The sequence below is a fragment of the Sphingobacterium sp. JB170 genome (assembly GCF_900163865.1).
Classification (GTDB): domain Bacteria; phylum Bacteroidota; class Bacteroidia; order Sphingobacteriales; family Sphingobacteriaceae; genus Sphingobacterium.
Genome location: NZ_FUKU01000027.1, coordinates 200763 through 217143, shown reverse-complemented (window position 1 = coordinate 217143; position 16381 = coordinate 200763). Strand labels below are relative to the sequence as shown.

The following is a 16381-nucleotide window of genomic DNA, read 5'->3' as shown; positions in this document are numbered from 1 at the left end:
GATTCATACTTATGGGGTGCTCACTCAACAGGATAATTCCTGAAGAGAATGCGGCTGAGAACAGACCCAATCTTATCGAATGATAGGAGAAACCTGATCCAGGTAATGCTGGCGTAGGGAAATTTTCTTTTTCGAGCGAATGATCTCCATAAGTGTATATTTTTATTTATATGCACCATGTTTTTTTTTGATTTTTTAGATAACATTTTGAGCGCATTTCACGATACCTCGTGGCTTGAGTTATCGGCTGTAGCTTTCGGCGTCATACAGGTGTTTTTATCGAAGGCGAACAAACTATCCAATTATTATTTCGGAATTATATCTATCCTATTAACAATTTCCGTCTATTTTGACGCGCGCTTGTACGCGGAGATTTTGCTTAACCTGTATTATTTAGCAATGAGCATCTACGGTATTTGGTACTGGAAATTCAAGAGTTACCAAGAAACACCGATCACTAATTGTACGAAGCGAGAGTGGGGCATCGTCATTGCCATCGTATTGGGGGGATATATCTTTTTATATTCTTCATTAGTGAATTTTACAGATTCTGACGTACCATTCTTGGACGCTATCGTCTCAAGTACAGCTTGGGCCGGCATGTGGTTATTAGCGAAGCGCAAGATAGAAAATTGGATATTGCTAAATATTAGTAACATTATCGCTATCCCACTATTATTTCATAAAAATTTGTACCTATTTGCTTGCCTAACAATTGTGCTGTTTATTGTCGCCATCTTTGGGTATCTAAAATGGAAATCTATTAAATCTTCTACTGTATTTAGTTAATTATTATGTTGAGTGTCGAACTACAAAGGTCAATCCAAGAGCATATTGCAGATACTATTGCTGAAAAACGCCTAACGGCAGACCTACTAGAAATTATTTATGATCAAAATTGGTTTAACCTTTGGGTGCCTAAGCGGTATGGTGGATTGAATTTCGAGCTATCTAAAGGTTGTCGAATGCTCGAGGAGATCGCGTATATCGATGGGGGGATAGGGTGGACGGTAACTTTATGTTCTGGTGCCAATATGTTTGCTGGATTTATTGAGCCTAAACTTGCCCAAACAATATTTTCTCAGCGGAATGTATGCTGGGGAGGGAGCGGAATGGCCTCCGGGACGGCAGAAAAGGTTAACGGTGGTTATATATTGAATGGGAACTGGAAGTACGCGACTGGCGCGCCGCACTTAACACATTTTACATTAAATGCTACAGTACTTGAAAAGGGGAAGCAAATACTGGATTCACGGGGACAGCCCTTGGTGCATTCATTTTATGTCCTCAAAGACGACGTATTGGTTCATGATGATTGGGATACGTTTGGCTTGGAATGTACTGCCAGTCATAGCTTTTCGACGATGAATTTAAAAGTTTCCAACGCGCAATGTTTTGATTTGCAATACGAGAAGCGTAGGAGTGAAGAGCCTCTTTTTGATTACTCGTTCTTGTCTTTCGCTGAGTGCACTTTGGGGGTAAATTATATCGGTATGGCTCGACGATTTCTGGACCTATTTGAAAAGCAATTACTCGTTAAAGTAAATACCCAAGCCTGGGATTCAGTGATGGGTAAATTCTTATTTAAACAGATTGACGCCTCTCGGACGATAATTCAATCATTCTCGGATCGTCTATACGGGTTAATGCGGGGTAGTTGGGGCAAAGGAAGGCCAAGTGACGATATCGAATCTCAGATATCTGAAGTAACCGAACAATGTGTCCAGCATATCCGAACGTCGGTCAGTGCGTTATTTCCATTTACGGGGATTGCTGGCGCCCAGCGGCATAATGAAATTAATATTGTCTTCCGTCACCTTTTCACGGCATCCCAGCATGCGTTGTTAAATCGTAAACCGAGTTAGAACTTAATCAGGGTATCGCAGAGAAACCACGGATTTATTTGCTTGTTTGAATGCGTTTTGAAAAGCGGACAAATTGCCCCGCCATTCTCCGAGCTTAGTCGAACAGGGCTTCTTTTAATAATTTAAAAGATGCTAATCGCTTCTGATTATCAAAGATATAGTTTGTTGTCATTATTTCATCAATCTGGTAGCGATCGGTAAACTCCGACAGTTCTTGTTTTAGCGTGGTTTTATCTCCGGCAAACGTGCAAGAGGTCATACTGTATACTGCTTTTTCAATTTCAGGTATTCCGTGATAAATCAGCTCTTCGGTTGGTGGACCTAATGGACGACGATGATTGGTGATAATCCCGGCAAACATATTAAATAAGCTGGAAGACAAAAATTTAGCTTCCTCGGTAGACGAGGCTGCGATAACATTCGCGCAGGCGATGAAATACGGTTCTTTTAAAGTTTCGGAGGGTTTAAATTCATTCCTATATATTTCGGATGCTTGAGCGAACATCGCAGGAGCGAAGTGTGCCGCGAAGGCATAAGGAAGACCCAGCTGTGCGGCCAAATGTGCGGAGTCGGTGCTTGACCCAAGAATATAGATCGGGATGTCTAAACCTTCGCCCGGGAATGCACGAACTTTTTCAGAGGGGTCATCGTTTCGGAAATATTGCTGAAGAGCCTGAACATCATCTTTAAAGTAAAATGCCGTGTTTAAATTGTTTCTCCGAAGTGCCATGGCGGTTGTCTGATCGGTCCCTGGCGCTCTACCTAACCCGAGTTCAATTCTTCCTGGATAGATGGTTTCCAATGTACCGAACTGTTCGGCAATGACTAAGGGCGAATGATTGGGTAGCATTATTCCTCCCGAGCCAATGCGAATGGACTTTGTATGGGAAGCCACGTGGCCGATTAAGACGGCGGTAGCCGAGCTTGCAATATGTTCCATATTATGATGTTCCGCGAACCAGATACGTTCATACCCTAAATCCTCTATATATTTAGCCCCTTCAACACTGCGGTCTATCGCGTCTTTGGCGGTACTTCCTTTACAGACGGTCGCCAATTCTAAAGCGGATAATTTGATCTTTCTCATAGGTCATAAAATTACGAATCGGATTTCAATTGAATGTAATGCCATTGTCAAGCAATCTATCTGCTATGCTATGAACACGTTGAGAGAAGGGGATTACGGTACTAGCTTTCCTCTGGCAATCGCTCACAACGCACGACCACCATATTGCCACTGGCTAGCGTACAAAAATACAGATATTGGGGACCGCCATCTTTTATTTTATACTTTTTGCGGATTGCCTCGACTTTTAAAGGAAAATTCTTTGCTACCACATTAGCTTGAGTAATATCGCGCATCTTTTTTAACTCTTTAAGATGAAGCGTTTCTAGGATTTTAAATTTGCGCCCCGGAAAATCTGATTGTAATACCGAACTGGTATACAGATGTGTTGACGCTTCAAGTTTGCTGACATTAAATTTTACGGCAACACTTTTAAAAGCGCCGGACTTTGTGATTGCGACATCCGGATCGTAAAGGTAGCTCTGCGGTGCGCTATAGTCAAGCGTCAAGTTTTTCTCGACACTACTTTTAAATGTGAATTCGCGTGTTTCTCCTTTGCCCAATAAAACCGCGTGTATTGTGGGCTCCTGAGTGAAACCCTTTTGTTGCACGATGAGCAGTTCTTTGCAATCATTTTCCACCGAAAGAACATATACAGAAGCGACATGTTGCAGGGATTCCAAGGTAAGGGATATGTCAAGTAGGGGAGCAAGTTTTGTAATAATCGTATCTGATTTTTTAAAAAATAAGGATTGGTGGTCACACACATTCGGCAGGCAATCCTGAAGACGAAATACTTTCCTGCTTTCCACACGTCTGGAGGGGTCCAGGTAGATATAATCAAAAGTGCCGGTTGCATGGCGTAGTGAGGCTATGCCATCCTGAGCTAAACAAACGATGTTCTTCAGCGCAAGTGTTTTAAAGTTGTGTTCGACGATTTCCGATAGCGCGGTATTGACCTCGCAATGTATTACAGAGGCGGCCACGGCGGCGAAGTAAAAGCTATCGACACCAAATCCCCCGGTTAGATCAATGAGCGAGCATCCGGGAGAAATTAGTTTTGACTTATATTTTCCCGTAAGCGTGGAAGAGGACTGTTCTAGATTTAACTTGGGGGGAAAGTATATTCCCGAATGGCGCAGCCATTCGGGAATCTTTTTTAACGCACGCTGCCGGCCGTCAATTTGCTGGGCAAGTTCGCTGGAGCTGATACCGGCAAAAGGACTTTTTTTTAAGGCTACATTCGCGGGGTTCTCACCTAGGTGCAAAGTTAGGTAACGTTGAACCTCAGCAGCTAATATCTTCCTGTTCAGCATGGCGATTTAGTTTAATGCAGTAACATGCCAAAGCGCTATATGTTTTTAACAAGCAACTGACAGGTATAGCTATCTTTAAGCTCCCTAATGATTGATTTATTGACCAATACACGATCGATGGTTTGCTGATTAAAGTATCGAATGGTGATTAGCTCTAAATCTCGCTCAAGGTTTACGGTGTAGCGTTTCTCCAATTCCTCGAGCAACTCCTCGATATTTTCTCCTGTGTCGTCAACGCTTACTGAAAAGCATATCGCACTGTTGTGCATCATGTTAATTTTTATACGATGACTGTGGAAAGCATTAAAGATGTGGCTTAAATTATCTTCAACGATAAAGGAAAAATCTCGCGGCTGAATATTAATAAGTACCTGATCTACTTTAAATATAAACGAAGGAATGGCCAGACCTGAATTTGTGGTGCGTATGATGGTTCCAGTTTCTGCAGGGTTAATAAATGAACGTACGTTTAGTGCTATTTTTTTGTTCTGCAGGGGTTTAATTGTTTTTGGGTGAATCACCGTTGCACCATAGTATGTCAATTCAATAGCATCCGTGTAGGAAAGTTCTGGAATGAGCTCGGTACGATCGAACCATTTTGGGTCCGCATTTAGCACGCCGGGTACATCTTTCCAAATTGTAAGATCGTCCACCTGTAAACAGGATGCAAAAATTGCCGCCGAGTAATCAGAACCTTCTCTGCCCAGTGTCGTGGTAAAATTTTCAGAGGTGGATCCGATAAATCCTTGTGTGATAATGACAAACTTATCCAGAATACGCGGTAAGTCGTTGCTAATTTTAGATTCTGTTTTTTGCCAATTTACTTTCGCCTCACCGTAATTGTTATCCGTGAATATATAATCGCGAGCGTCAACCCAATTTGTTTCGATTCCGGTCTCGCTAGTATATGCTGCGAGTATTTTTGATGAGAGAACTTCACCGATGGAAACAATCTGATCAAACAAATAAGGGTAGGGATCTACGGGTGGTTCCTCGAGAATCCATTCAATTTCAACGAAACTGTTTGCAATATCGTTATACACCGGGTGAAGTCGATCTGGAAATAACTCGGTTAAAATCACCTGATGATTTTGCTTTATCTCTTCCAACAGTTCAAACGTATCGGCCGCGCCGCGGAAGTATTCCTTAGTTAATTTTTCAAGTTTGTCTGTGGTCTTTCCAATGGCAGACACGACAACTAACAATTCATCTTTTTTGTAGCGAGCGATAATTGACGCAACATTTTTTATACTGTCAGCATTTTTTACGGATGCTCCTCCAAATTTAAATACTTGCATTTAACTTTCTGATACGATTATTTTTGGGCGATATTTTTTAACACAGTGTTTCCAGTCGGCGTTAAAATACCGCTTATTTCTGCATAGGGAACTGTTATAGTAGTCGGGCCCTCCGCATATGACTTAATTTCATAGGGGTTATAGTGGAAGACCAATCCTTTAGTCGTTAATCCAAAGTTATCCGCTAAAACAAATTGCCCATTATCGAAGAAGTATTTCTGCTCATAGGTTTCATTATCACTTAGCTTCTCGTGTTTCCTAAAATGTATTTCTACAATTTCTTTTAATCGCGTGGTGTCGTTGACGATATCAGTTATCGCTAAAAGTTTTCTTTCGGCCAGTTCGTAGTTAAACCAAAGGTTGAGCTCAATTCCGTGAGCACCTCCCGAGTAAGTTGATATGTTGTTTTTTAAGGTTACAAAGCCAGGTATATTCATGATCACGTGACACTGCTGATCCATAAACCAAGTATGAAAAGAGTTGTTTCCCGCATCCATACTGTCTTCGGCATACTCATTAAACCCACCGAGGAAACTAGCAGCAACTTGTGCAGCAGTGCTTTCTCCATCCACGAAAATTGCCGGTTTAAATAAGCTATCGATCTCCGAAGAAAAAACAGGATAGACAGCCGTATAAGTTGTGGAATCAAAATCACCATCGTTTTTGGAGAAATAAGGACTAAATTCTTTATACTGCTCGGTATGGTATACCAGGGTGTCTTTAAATGACTCGGTTTCTGAAGGAATTTTTTCAGTGGATGCTTCTGCATCCTGTTTTTTTGTTGAATTACAAGATTGTAGGTTAAATAAAAAAACAAAAAGAAAACAATATTTGAGACTGTATTTCATTATTTATCAAAATTTAAAGTCACGTTTAGCCACTGCGTTTCAAATTCGGCTTGATATTTCTTGTAGAAGCCGATTGCCGCTTCGTTCCAATCTAAAACTTGCCACATCATTCCACTAAATCCTTGTTCTTTAGCAAAGTTTATGGTATGTGTTAAGAGCTTTCCGCCGATCCCATTTCCGCGTTCGGATTGTGTTACAATTAAATCTTCAAGGTATAACCGTCGTCCCTTCCAAGTTGAATAACGGATATAGTACAAAGACATCCCTAGGATGACACCATCGCGCTCGGCTAGCCAAGCGCCCCAAACCGGGTGATCACCAAAGCCACTATTCTCAAATTCTTCCATAGAAACGGTTACGTCTTGGGGAGCCTTCACAAATTCGGCTAATTCATGAATAAGGTCCATCATTGCCGTGCAATCGTCTTTGCGTGCTTTTCTAATCGTTACCATCTTTTGATTTGTATTGTTTGGTTACTCGTTTTCCAAAGATCGTACTTCCTAAACGAACCATGTTACTTCCTTGACCTATTGCGAGCTGGTAGTCCGAGGACATACCCATGGAAAGTGTGTCGAACGAATCTTCAGATCGAAAGAAGCTTACCTTAACACCATCGAACAACATTTTTAACTCATAAAACTCTTCCTTGATATTCTTTTCATTTTCCGTATTGGTAGCAATACCCATAAGACCTCGTATTCTTACGTTTTTTAATGCGCTGAATTCATCTTCGCGTAACAAATCGATGAGTTCGGCATGATCCAACCCAAATTTAGTGTCCTCATCAGCAATATGGATTTGCAACAGACAATCAATTGTTCTATTGTTTTTAAGTGCATGCTTGTTTATTTCTTTGAGAAGCTTAAAGGAGTCCACCGCTTGTATCATGGCTACAAAAGGTGCAATATACTTCACTTTATTTGTTTGTAAATGCCCGATCAGATGCCACTCAATATCTTTGGGAAGTGTTTGCTGCTTCTCGATGAGTTCCTGTACCATATTTTCACCAAACAGACGCTGTCCCGCGTCATAAGCTTGTTGAATGTCTTCAACCGGCTTGGTCTTGGATACAGCAACTAATTTTACATTTATTGGTTTAAAGTCTGTTTGCAGCGCTTCGATATTTGTAGCAATACTCATGATGGTCGTAAATTCTTTGTTCAAAAACTTAAAAAGCATTTATTCAAATGGCATTTTGTAAATTTGTACAAACTTACAAAATGCAACGCTTATTACTCATTATATTGACGTCGATTTTTTTGATTACTTCCTGTCGGAAATCGACACCAGAAGGCATATTGCCGGAACAAACCATGGTAGAGTTGATGTCCGAGGTGCATTTGGTTGACGGTTATCTCAGTACTTTGTCTATTGACAGTAGCCGTAAAATAATTAATAGTCTTTATGGTCATATATTTGATAAATATCAACTTGATTCTGCGGGTTTTCAAAAAAATGTAGATTATTATTTAGGAAACCCAACATTGTCGAAAAAATTATATGGGACTATCAACCAATCGATGACCCAAAGAGATGCCGAGTTCAGACGAGCGGACTCGACAATACAAGCTATACGAAATGACAGTATTCAACGTATACAATATTATACGAAGCTCGCCAGCGAGCAGCGTTCATTAATACTCGAGGCGAAATTAGATACCGTACCACTCTCCTTTGACAAGTATCATAGGGAGTTCATAGCACGGGTAGGCATTAACGTTCGCGCCGATAACGGACGGACAAATAACTCGAAACCGAATGCTAAAAACGTTCAATCGGGCAGCGTAAGTGCTACCCCGATACGTAATCCTTCGGCCGGTCCCGATAAAAAGAAGGAACCTGCCGAGCACGCCGCTGAAGCAACTACTGATAATTAATTTGTACTATGATTTTTCCTAAGAACGCGATAGATAAGCTGGGTTTCAACGAAATAAAGGAATTTATTAAAGAAAAATGTTTGAGTGAATCCGGAAGGATGATGGTGGATAAGATTCAACCTCAACAAAAACTCGATCAAATAGATCGTTTCCTACGTCAAACCCAGGAATTTAAAGATATACTTATTAACGATGATCCATTACCCGTAGATCACCTTTATCCAATAAAGCCCTACGCAGAGAAAGTAAAGGTCGAGGGGGCTTTTTTAGGAGAGGACGAATTCTACCGAATCTTGCTTTCATTGCGTACCGTATACGCTGTGATTCGATATTTCAACGAACGCGAAGGACAGTATCCGCATCTCGAACTTCTCTTTGAGCACCTACCTATTGAGACACGAATTGTTAGGCAAATAGAGGCTGTAATTGATGATCGGGGCAAAATGAAGGAAAACGCTTCAAGATTACTACTTGAAATAAATCATCAAATCATAAAGAGCGAACAAGAGGCACGTAAACGCATTGATCAAGTCTTTAAATCTGCGCAAAGCCACGGCTGGACGGCTGATGGAAATCTGACAGTTCGCGACGGACGATTATGTATCCCTATCCTCGCCGAAAACAAAAGAAAGATGAAAGGGCTCATTCACGATGAGTCTGCAACGGGACAAACTGCTTATATTGAGCCCGAAGAAGTCTTTCAGTTGAATAATAAAATTAGAGATTTAGAGTTTGAGCGCCGCCGCGAGGTGATCCGTATACTAACCACTTTAACCTCCGAACTGCGACCGCATGTTCCGCTACTACTAGCTTATCACGGTTTATTGAGTAAGTTAGATTTTGTGCGTGCAAAAGCACTTTTTGCGATAGATATCCAAGCAGAAATGCCCGAATTATCCAAAGAGGCGGAAATCAATTTAGTGAATGCGCGCCATCCGCTGTTGCATATTAACGCAAAAAAAGAAGGTGACCAGACTGTAGTTCCATTAAATATCAAGATTGATAATCAAGATCGCGTGATTTTAGTATCTGGCCCAAACGCGGGCGGTAAATCCGTATGCATGAAGACCGTCGGTTTGTTGCAAATTATGACGCAATCAGGCCTCTTAATTCCTTCGGAACCAACCACTAAGGTAGGGGTATTTAAACAAATATTCGCCGATATTGGGGATGACCAATCAATAGAAAGCGACCTAAGTACCTACAGCGCGCATTTGTCCAAGATGAAACATTTTACCGAGTTTGCGAACGCGAGAACGCTTTTGCTGATCGATGAGTTTGGGACGGGAACGGACCCGCTATTTGGAGGACCAATTGCTGAAGCGGTACTGGAAGTTCTACACGATAAAGATGTCCGTGGCGTAATAACAACACATTATTCAAACTTGAAAGTCTTCGCTAGTAATACCCCGGGGATAGAGAATGCCTCAATGCTGTTTGATAATGTGGCAATGCGTCCATTATATATTCTTCAAGTTGGAAAACCCGGGAGTTCGTACGCTTTCGAAATCGCGCAAAAAATTGGTTTAGCAAAGAATGTTTTAGAGGCTGCGAGACAGAAAATTGGCACCCAGCAAAAGAAAGTAGATACGCTGCTGATCGATCTGGAGCGCGACAAGCGATATGTGTACGATACGAAAGTAGCAATTAATAAGCGTGAAGCCGAGCTGGAAGCATTGAAGAAAGAATATGAAGGGTTGAATGGTAGTCTGCAAGACAATAAGTCTCAGATCATCCGGCAAGCCAGAGAAGAAGCCAAACAAATCTTAAAAGACGCGAATCGATTGGTGGAGAATACAATTGCGGACATCAAGTCCGTGCAAGCAGATAAAGAACAAACCAAAGCAATTCGTAAGAATCTGCATTTGGCAATTGATAAACATTCCGAGCCGCAGCAAGGCACAAAATTGAATCCGGTGGTGTCCGACTTGGACGAGGTGATTGAAGTAGGTGACTGGGTGCGTATGATCGATACAGAAACCGAAGGCCAAGTGATGGAGGTGTCTAAAGGAAATAATCTAATTTTAGCATTAGGCGATCTTCGTACAGTGGTGAAGAAGAATAAGGTGATCAAACTTAAGGGAAAAGAAAAGGCGAAGACAGTGAAGAAGCACAGTACCTTCGGTGCAGGTTCGGCGGCTGACTTTAGTCCCGAAGTGGATCTACGAGGTATGCGCACCGATGATGCGCTACGTAGACTCGAAACTGTTCTTGATCGAACAGTGATGATAGGATATCCCTCATTAAAAATCCTTCATGGTAAGGGTGATGGCATTTTGCGGAAATTTATTCGAGAATATTTACGTAAGTACAACCATGTCTCGCGCATCGAGGATGAGCATGTTGATCGCGGTGGTGATGGTGTGACGTACGCGCACATCGGATAGAGCTGGACGGTTTTTCGTTTTTAGTCGCTCCTTTATAACAACAATATGCCGCTGGCTTGTACGACGAGGCTGCCAACGACTATTGGGAGGAGGGGCGCAGCTACGATATTATTCATGAAAATCCACCCCCGTGACTCATGGACGATAAAATTATTGCTTTCCGATTGTGTCATTAAATAAAAGCTTACCATTTCTTTTTGGTGTCCTGATAGCGTGATAACGAACTATATCTAGCGTTATTTAGCGCCGTTTGTTAATTATATTTCTAGAGAATTGAACGACGTTAATTGATTTAGCAAGTCTTTAATACGCGTAATTGTTTTATTGGTAATCAAAACTTTAGTGGCGATCAGGACGGTACAGGATGGGATTTTATAGCTATATAATTAGTTTTGAGTAGAGAAAATCAATAACATAAACCGACCTCAATATAAACACCTAAAGGTCTAACCAAATTACAGTAACTCTTTATTGATTTCACGATTTTTTTCAAAAAATCATAGAGAGATTTACGCTGGTATTGAAAGATTATTTTATCGATTTAATACGAGCACAACCTATAACACGCTAACTAACCTAAAAAAGATGAAAGGAACACTATTTTGGAAAAGTTTTTTGTTCAAGTCATTCTGTCTTTTCCTTATTCTATCGATCAGCTGGATCCCCCTTTTTGCACAAAGTGGATTCAAGATTGAAGGTACCATCAGAGATTCGCAGACCAAGGTGATCTTGTCCGGGGTTACCGTCCGGGTTTTAAATAGCGATATCGTTACATCTAGTGATGAAAACGGTCGGTTCGAACTCGAACTCCCAAAAAACGAGACGATAAGCTTTACCTATATCGGTTATAAACCGCAGCATATGGATATAAGTTCATCCAAGAACATCTCTGTTAATTTACTCAAGCAGGGGGAAGATATAGATGAGGTTGTCGTAGTCGCCTATGGGCAACAAAAGAAAATATCGGTGACAGGCGCGGTCTCTTCTGTTGGGAGCGATGAGCTCAAGAAAAGTCCTTCGGCAAGTCTGGCGGTCGCTTTAGCAGGTAAGTTACCAGGGCTTTCGGCAATGCAGCGTGGTGGGGGACAACCCGGGCGAGATGATGCGACTATGTTCCTACGTGGAGCGGCGACGACTAATGGGCAATCACCTTTGATTTTAATTGATGGCGTGCCTCGCGATAATATTCGAACGCTCGATGCGAATGAAGTTGAATCGGTAACTGTACTAAAGGATGCATCAGCTACCGCCGTGTTTGGCGTAAGGGGAGCGAATGGCGTTATACTTGTTACAACAAAGCGCGGTAAGGAAGGAAAGATGGAACTTAATGCCAGTCTTGACCAAAGCTGGACCTCGTTCACCCGAGAACCCGAAAGATTAACTTCACTGGAATACCTTAACCTGCGTAATGAATCGTCTTTAAATGACGGTCTTCAGGCGCCATATTCACAAGATATTATCGACAAGTACGCAAACCCGTTAGCGGGCCTGGATCCGAATGACCCGGAATATGACCAGCAGGCAAAAGTGCTGAGCTACATGTACCCCGATCACGATTATTATCGCGAGTTCATTGCTAAAAATACCCCCCAAACCCGGCTTAATATTAACGGGTCGGGAGGAACAGAGAAGATGAGCTATTTTGTGAATGCGGCCTTTTTAAAACAAGGCGGTAATTTAATAACTGAACCCGAGGAAAAATTGGGTTACGACCCTTCTTCTTGGATGCGTCGCTATAATTTCAGGTCGAATCTAGATTATAAAATTAGTCAATACGTAAAGTCCTTCTTAAATATTGGAACCTATATCGAACAGGTAAATATGCCTTCGGCCGGTATGTACGGTGGAGATACCAATTGGATGATGCGTGACTTAATTTATCAGGCGCAATCTATTTTACCGATTACTCCGGGACCGACGACGATTGATGGATTTGGTGTTGAACCAGGGCAAATTGTCGATCCTGGGTATATGGATCGATCTGCATTCGAAATTTTAAATAGAATGGGTTACAGGAATGAAGTCAGATCGGATCTGAATGTATCCTTAGGTATGGATATTTCTCTGGAAAAGTTTGTAAAGGGTCTGAGTGTAAAAGGTATGATGTCCTATGATGCGCGCGCGACAACTGCGGCGCAAGGTTATAAACGCGAGCGTTTATATTTAGCTGAAGTTGTCCCTTCCTCAAACACGATGAACTATGCGGTTAAAAGGTCTGAAGAAGAGCTTTTAAGCCTAACAAAAGGCGCCGATTCGAGATACAGCATTAACTTGCAAGGGAGCATAAATTATGTACGGACGTTTGCCGATAAACACGATGTTGGTGGGATGATTCTGGCGCAAAGAGATTATTGGGAAACTGTCGCAGGTGAAATTCCATTTAATGTAATTGGTGTTGCAGGAAGATTTACCTATGCGTACGATGACCGTTATCTAGCAGAAGTAAATATGGGGTATAACGGATCCGAGCAATTTGCACCCAGTAAACGATTTGGTTTTTTCCCTGCTTTTTCTGTAGGATGGATTTTAAGTAATGAACCTTTTATGCCGAAGTATGACTGGCTTAGCAGCTTGAAGTTTAGAGCTTCTTATGGTAAGGTTGGTAATGACCAAATGGGCAACTTAAGGTTTCTTTACCAAACCAAAAATACGCTTGGTGGCGGACCCTTGGGGTCATTGGCAACAGTGCCTGGAAATGCCGGAAGCGGTCAAGGTGTTATTCAAGGTTTAATTGGTAATCCAAATATCACTTGGGAGCTTGCGCAAAAGCAAAATTATGGTGTTGATGTAAGCCTATTTAAAGACCTAAACATCGCCGTTGATTATTTTATAGAAGATAGAAGCCAAATTCTTATCCAACGACAGTCTGTGCCTTCATTTCAGGGTATCTCCTTATCCAATATTCCGAAGGTAAATATGGGTATTGTCAACAATAAAGGCTTTGAGATCGAGCTCAGTTATAAAAAGGCGTTAACTGACAAGCTACACCTCACGTTTAATGGAAACTACGGCGAGAATAAAAATGTCGTAGAATTTATCGATGAACCTATTCGGGATGAGACGTATGTACATCGGTACCGGAGTACAGGCTACGCGCTAGCTCAATCTTTCGGTTATAAAATCGATTATAGCAATGGCAACGGTATGTTCAACAGCCAGGAAGAACTGGATGATTACTTATCAACAACCAGCTATGGATTTGGCGTGCCACGGGTCGGATACTTTAAATATACTGATTTGAACGAAGATGGTGTTGTCGATGATAAAGATCAAGTTCCTATAGGTGCGTCTGGGATTCCAGGGATAACTTATGGATTTGGACTAACGGTTTCGTATGCCGGAATCGATGCATCTGCATTCTTTCAAGGCGTGGGCCGCTATGCAAGTCCCTGGGGTGGTACGCAAGGAGTATATGAGAATACTTACCAAGGCACTTATTTCGGATATCATAAAACAGCATGGACTGCCGAGCGGTATGCCAATGGCGAGGAGATAACTTACCCTGCTTTAAGTACCCAAAGCAATACGAATCAAGTAAGTAATGATTATTTCATCATGAATAGGTCTTATCTGAGGTTGAGGAACATTGAACTGGCTTACACCTTACCCGCCAGCGTACTGCAATCTGTTGGGGTGAGAGCCTTTCGGGTTTATGTGAGTGGGCATAATTTATTCCTTTGGGATAAGTTATCGATGGACCATTTGGATCCCGAGAATGTAGATCCGATAGGATATCCCGTAACCAAGATGTGGAATATGGGATTAAGTGTTACTTTTTAAAATGTATGAATCATGAATTTGAGCTTAAGAAAATACGTATATAGAATTACACTCGCCTGTATATTGTGTGGCGGATTTAGTTCGTGCAATAAGCCGTTGGAAATGGCGCCCGATGGATATTTTTCTATCGATGATGTATTTCAAGATAATCTAAAGGTTGCTGCTTTTCTGAATAGTTGCTATGATCAAATTCCGGCAAAAGGCACGCGATACTTTTTTTGGATGCGCGGTCCTGTTGTATGGAGTGATGAAGCGTGGGATACAGATGCGGAATCTGAACCAACGTTAATGTCGGGGCGCGTCTATAACGGAGACGCCTCTGCAAATAACCACCCGATGACAGATGTTAGTGCCGAGGTGGGAAATGGAGACTACTGGAATCGCTATTGGGCCGGAATAAGAAATTGTGCTGTTTTTATCAAAAATATAGATGATGCTGTTGTAAACAGTGAAACGAATCGTAGACGATGGAAAGCAGAGGCACATCTGCTTCGGGCATATTATTACCATGAGCTCCTGAAATGGTATGGCGCTATTCTTCCCATCATGCGGGAACCTATAGAATTTGATGTGGACTTTTCGGACACGCAAAAACCAACTTATTATGAACTTGTAAAATTTATTATTGAAGACTGCGATGCCGCGCTAACCACCGAAGAATTACCATGGACAATCACAGATCAAGGGGAGCAACATAGAATAACCAAGGCTGTCGCGGAAGCGATAAAATCGAAAATGATTTTATTTGCTGCGAGCGCGCAGAATAACGGTGGTGAGAATTACTGGGAGCAAGCCTATGAGATCAATAAAAAATCGTTAGCTAATTTGCGAAATAATGGATACCAACTTTACGATAAAGTGAACTATCCACAAACCTATCTTTCGGACCGCTCTTATATCGGTCCGCAGGTGGATGAGAAGGCATCGTTGTATAATGAATATTTTACGCAGGGGATGCAGTTCTCTGGAACTAGAGTCGATAAGGAGACGATATGGCAAAGTCGAGACGGTCAAGGAAATATTTGGAATATCGACGGAATCGGTGCGCAGGACGGGTATAAAACTGGTACCTGTCCGACACAGGAAATGGTTGATGCCTACGAAACGGTGGATGGAGAGCCAATTCTCGACTTGGCAAACCCTTATTTAGATGAAAAACATCTGCAGCCCAATTACAATAAAGATAATACGACCTATGACCCGAATGATCCATATGCTAACCGCGATCCGCGGTTCTACGCAAGCATTTATTACAACGGCTCAAAGAGGTATGCTTTCTGGAATTTCGCCGAAGTTGCCGAATCTCCGGAGAACTTTCCTGCAGGGATTGGAGCAAGGGCGAGAATCATCGCCACTTATGCTGGTGAACCGCAAACGGGTATTAGCCGAACCGCCAGAAAGGGCACGAGGACAGGTTATTACCAAAGGAAGTTTTTACATCCAACTGCGGGTACCAATAATACTGTTGCTGGCGCAAATACAAAATTATTCCGATTGGGTGAAGTGATCTTAAATTTTGCTGAAGCAGCAGCGCAGGCGGGGCACTTGCAAGAGGCTGCTGCCGCAGTCAATGAGATCCGCGATCGAGTAGGCATGCCTGCGATCCCCTTAGGGCTCGATCAGGAAGAAATGATTATGCGTGTTAAACATGAAAGAAGGGTAGAATTGGCATTTGAGGAGAACAGATTTTTTGATGTGAGACGATGGGCAAAGCCAAACGAAAGTTTGGAAAAAACGGACAAATGGCTTACCGCGATGAATATTACCCGAAATGCAGATGGCACCTATACGTACAATCGGAGAGTCGTACGAGATGTCGAGCGGCGTAACTACGCGAATCGGTTTATCTGGCTACCAATGCCATTGGCGGAGGCAAATAGGATGAATTCGATAACTGGAGAAAATTGGCAGAATCCAGGATGGTAAAATTATTAAAAGTAATAC

General features: G+C 42.0%; 12 protein-coding genes. 6 read left to right on the top strand and 6 right to left on the bottom strand.

Annotated elements, in window-relative coordinates; translation table 11 throughout:
* Positions 1 to 177: 177 nt before the first annotated feature.
* Both pnuC and FM107_RS08885 read left to right on the top strand, forming a co-directional pair.
* Positions 178 to 789 (top strand): nicotinamide riboside transporter PnuC, encoded by a 612-nt coding sequence (gene pnuC, locus FM107_RS08890; RefSeq protein ID WP_086948149.1) that lies wholly within the window; start codon positions 178 to 180, stop codon positions 787 to 789.
* 5 nt (positions 790 to 794) lie between these two features.
* The gene (locus FM107_RS08885; RefSeq protein WP_086948148.1) at positions 795 to 1865 is read left to right on the top strand and encodes an acyl-CoA dehydrogenase family protein; all 1071 of its coding nucleotides are present in this window, start codon (positions 795 to 797) and stop codon (positions 1863 to 1865) included.
* Positions 1866 to 1959: 94 nt separating this feature from the next.
* On the opposite strand, the gene FM107_RS08880 is transcribed toward FM107_RS08885, so the two are convergent.
* The 6 genes from FM107_RS08880 to FM107_RS08855 form a co-directional block, all read right to left on the bottom strand.
* Positions 1960 to 2952, bottom strand: coding sequence for an LLM class flavin-dependent oxidoreductase (locus tag FM107_RS08880; RefSeq protein ID WP_086948147.1), 993 nt, complete (start codon positions 2950 to 2952; stop codon positions 1960 to 1962).
* Between the two features lie 101 nt (positions 2953 to 3053).
* The gene (locus FM107_RS08875) at positions 3054 to 4247 is read right to left on the bottom strand and encodes a hypothetical protein (protein WP_256959438.1); all 1194 of its coding nucleotides are present in this window, start codon (positions 4245 to 4247) and stop codon (positions 3054 to 3056) included.
* A 35-nt stretch (positions 4248 to 4282) separates the two neighbouring features.
* Positions 4283 to 5545, bottom strand: coding sequence for an aspartate kinase (locus tag FM107_RS08870; RefSeq protein ID WP_086948146.1), 1263 nt, complete (start codon positions 5543 to 5545; stop codon positions 4283 to 4285).
* Positions 5546 to 5562: 17 nt separating this feature from the next.
* Entirely contained in the window at positions 5563 to 6393 is an 831-nt protein-coding gene (locus tag FM107_RS08865; RefSeq protein WP_086948145.1) for an RsiV family protein, read from the bottom strand.
* Entirely contained in the window at positions 6393 to 6845 is a 453-nt protein-coding gene (locus FM107_RS08860; RefSeq protein ID WP_086948144.1) for a GNAT family N-acetyltransferase, read from the bottom strand. Before FM107_RS08860 ends, FM107_RS08865 begins: the two co-directional genes overlap by 1 nt.
* The gene (locus tag FM107_RS08855; protein ID WP_086948187.1) at positions 6832 to 7533 is read right to left on the bottom strand and encodes a YggS family pyridoxal phosphate-dependent enzyme; all 702 of its coding nucleotides are present in this window, start codon (positions 7531 to 7533) and stop codon (positions 6832 to 6834) included. Before FM107_RS08855 ends, FM107_RS08860 begins: the two co-directional genes overlap by 14 nt.
* Before the next feature lie 80 nt (positions 7534 to 7613).
* Here FM107_RS08855 and FM107_RS08850 point away from each other — a divergent pair, with 80 nt between their 5' ends.
* The 4 genes from FM107_RS08850 (at position 7614) to FM107_RS08835 (ending at position 16363) form a co-directional block, all read left to right on the top strand.
* The gene (locus tag FM107_RS08850) at positions 7614 to 8270 is read left to right on the top strand and encodes a DUF4296 domain-containing protein (protein WP_179204445.1); all 657 of its coding nucleotides are present in this window, start codon (positions 7614 to 7616) and stop codon (positions 8268 to 8270) included.
* A gap of 8 nt (positions 8271 to 8278) precedes the next feature.
* Positions 8279 to 10657 carry an endonuclease MutS2 gene (locus FM107_RS08845; protein WP_086948142.1) on the top strand — a complete coding sequence of 793 codons (2379 nt, stop codon included), beginning with the start codon at positions 8279 to 8281 and terminating at the stop codon, positions 10655 to 10657.
* A 585-nt stretch (positions 10658 to 11242) separates the two neighbouring features.
* On the top strand, positions 11243 to 14437 hold the full coding sequence (locus FM107_RS08840; RefSeq protein WP_143559462.1) for a TonB-dependent receptor: 3195 nt from the start codon (positions 11243 to 11245) through the stop codon (positions 14435 to 14437).
* Positions 14438 to 14449: 12 nt separating this feature from the next.
* Positions 14450 to 16363 carry a RagB/SusD family nutrient uptake outer membrane protein gene (locus FM107_RS08835; protein WP_086948140.1) on the top strand — a complete coding sequence of 638 codons (1914 nt, stop codon included), beginning with the start codon at positions 14450 to 14452 and terminating at the stop codon, positions 16361 to 16363.
* The last annotated feature ends 18 nt before the right edge of the window (positions 16364 to 16381 follow it).

Excerpts from the sequence above, each read along its gene's own strand:
- pnuC (WP_086948149.1), top strand. The coding sequence starts at position 178 with ATGTTTTTTTTTGATTTTTTAGATAACATTTTGAGCGCATTTCACGAT.
- FM107_RS08885 (WP_086948148.1), top strand. The coding sequence starts at position 795 with ATGTTGAGTGTCGAACTACAAAGGTCAATCCAAGAGCATATTGCAGAT.
- FM107_RS08880 (WP_086948147.1), bottom strand. The coding sequence starts at position 2,952 with ATGAGAAAGATCAAATTATCCGCTTTAGAATTGGCGACCGTCTGTAAA.
- FM107_RS08875 (WP_256959438.1), bottom strand. The coding sequence starts at position 4,247 with ATGCTGAACAGGAAGATATTAGCTGCTGAGGTTCAACGTTACCTAACT.
- FM107_RS08870 (WP_086948146.1), bottom strand. The coding sequence starts at position 5,545 with ATGCAAGTATTTAAATTTGGAGGAGCATCCGTAAAAAATGCTGACAGT.
- FM107_RS08865 (WP_086948145.1), bottom strand. The coding sequence starts at position 6,393 with ATGAAATACAGTCTCAAATATTGTTTTCTTTTTGTTTTTTTATTTAAC.
- FM107_RS08860 (WP_086948144.1), bottom strand. The coding sequence starts at position 6,845 with ATGGTAACGATTAGAAAAGCACGCAAAGACGATTGCACGGCAATGATG.
- FM107_RS08855 (WP_086948187.1), bottom strand. The coding sequence starts at position 7,533 with ATGAGTATTGCTACAAATATCGAAGCGCTGCAAACAGACTTTAAACCA.
- FM107_RS08850 (WP_179204445.1), top strand. The coding sequence starts at position 7,614 with ATGCAACGCTTATTACTCATTATATTGACGTCGATTTTTTTGATTACT.
- FM107_RS08845 (WP_086948142.1), top strand. The coding sequence starts at position 8,279 with ATGATTTTTCCTAAGAACGCGATAGATAAGCTGGGTTTCAACGAAATA.
- FM107_RS08840 (WP_143559462.1), top strand. The coding sequence starts at position 11,243 with ATGAAAGGAACACTATTTTGGAAAAGTTTTTTGTTCAAGTCATTCTGT.
- FM107_RS08835 (WP_086948140.1), top strand. The coding sequence starts at position 14,450 with ATGAATTTGAGCTTAAGAAAATACGTATATAGAATTACACTCGCCTGT.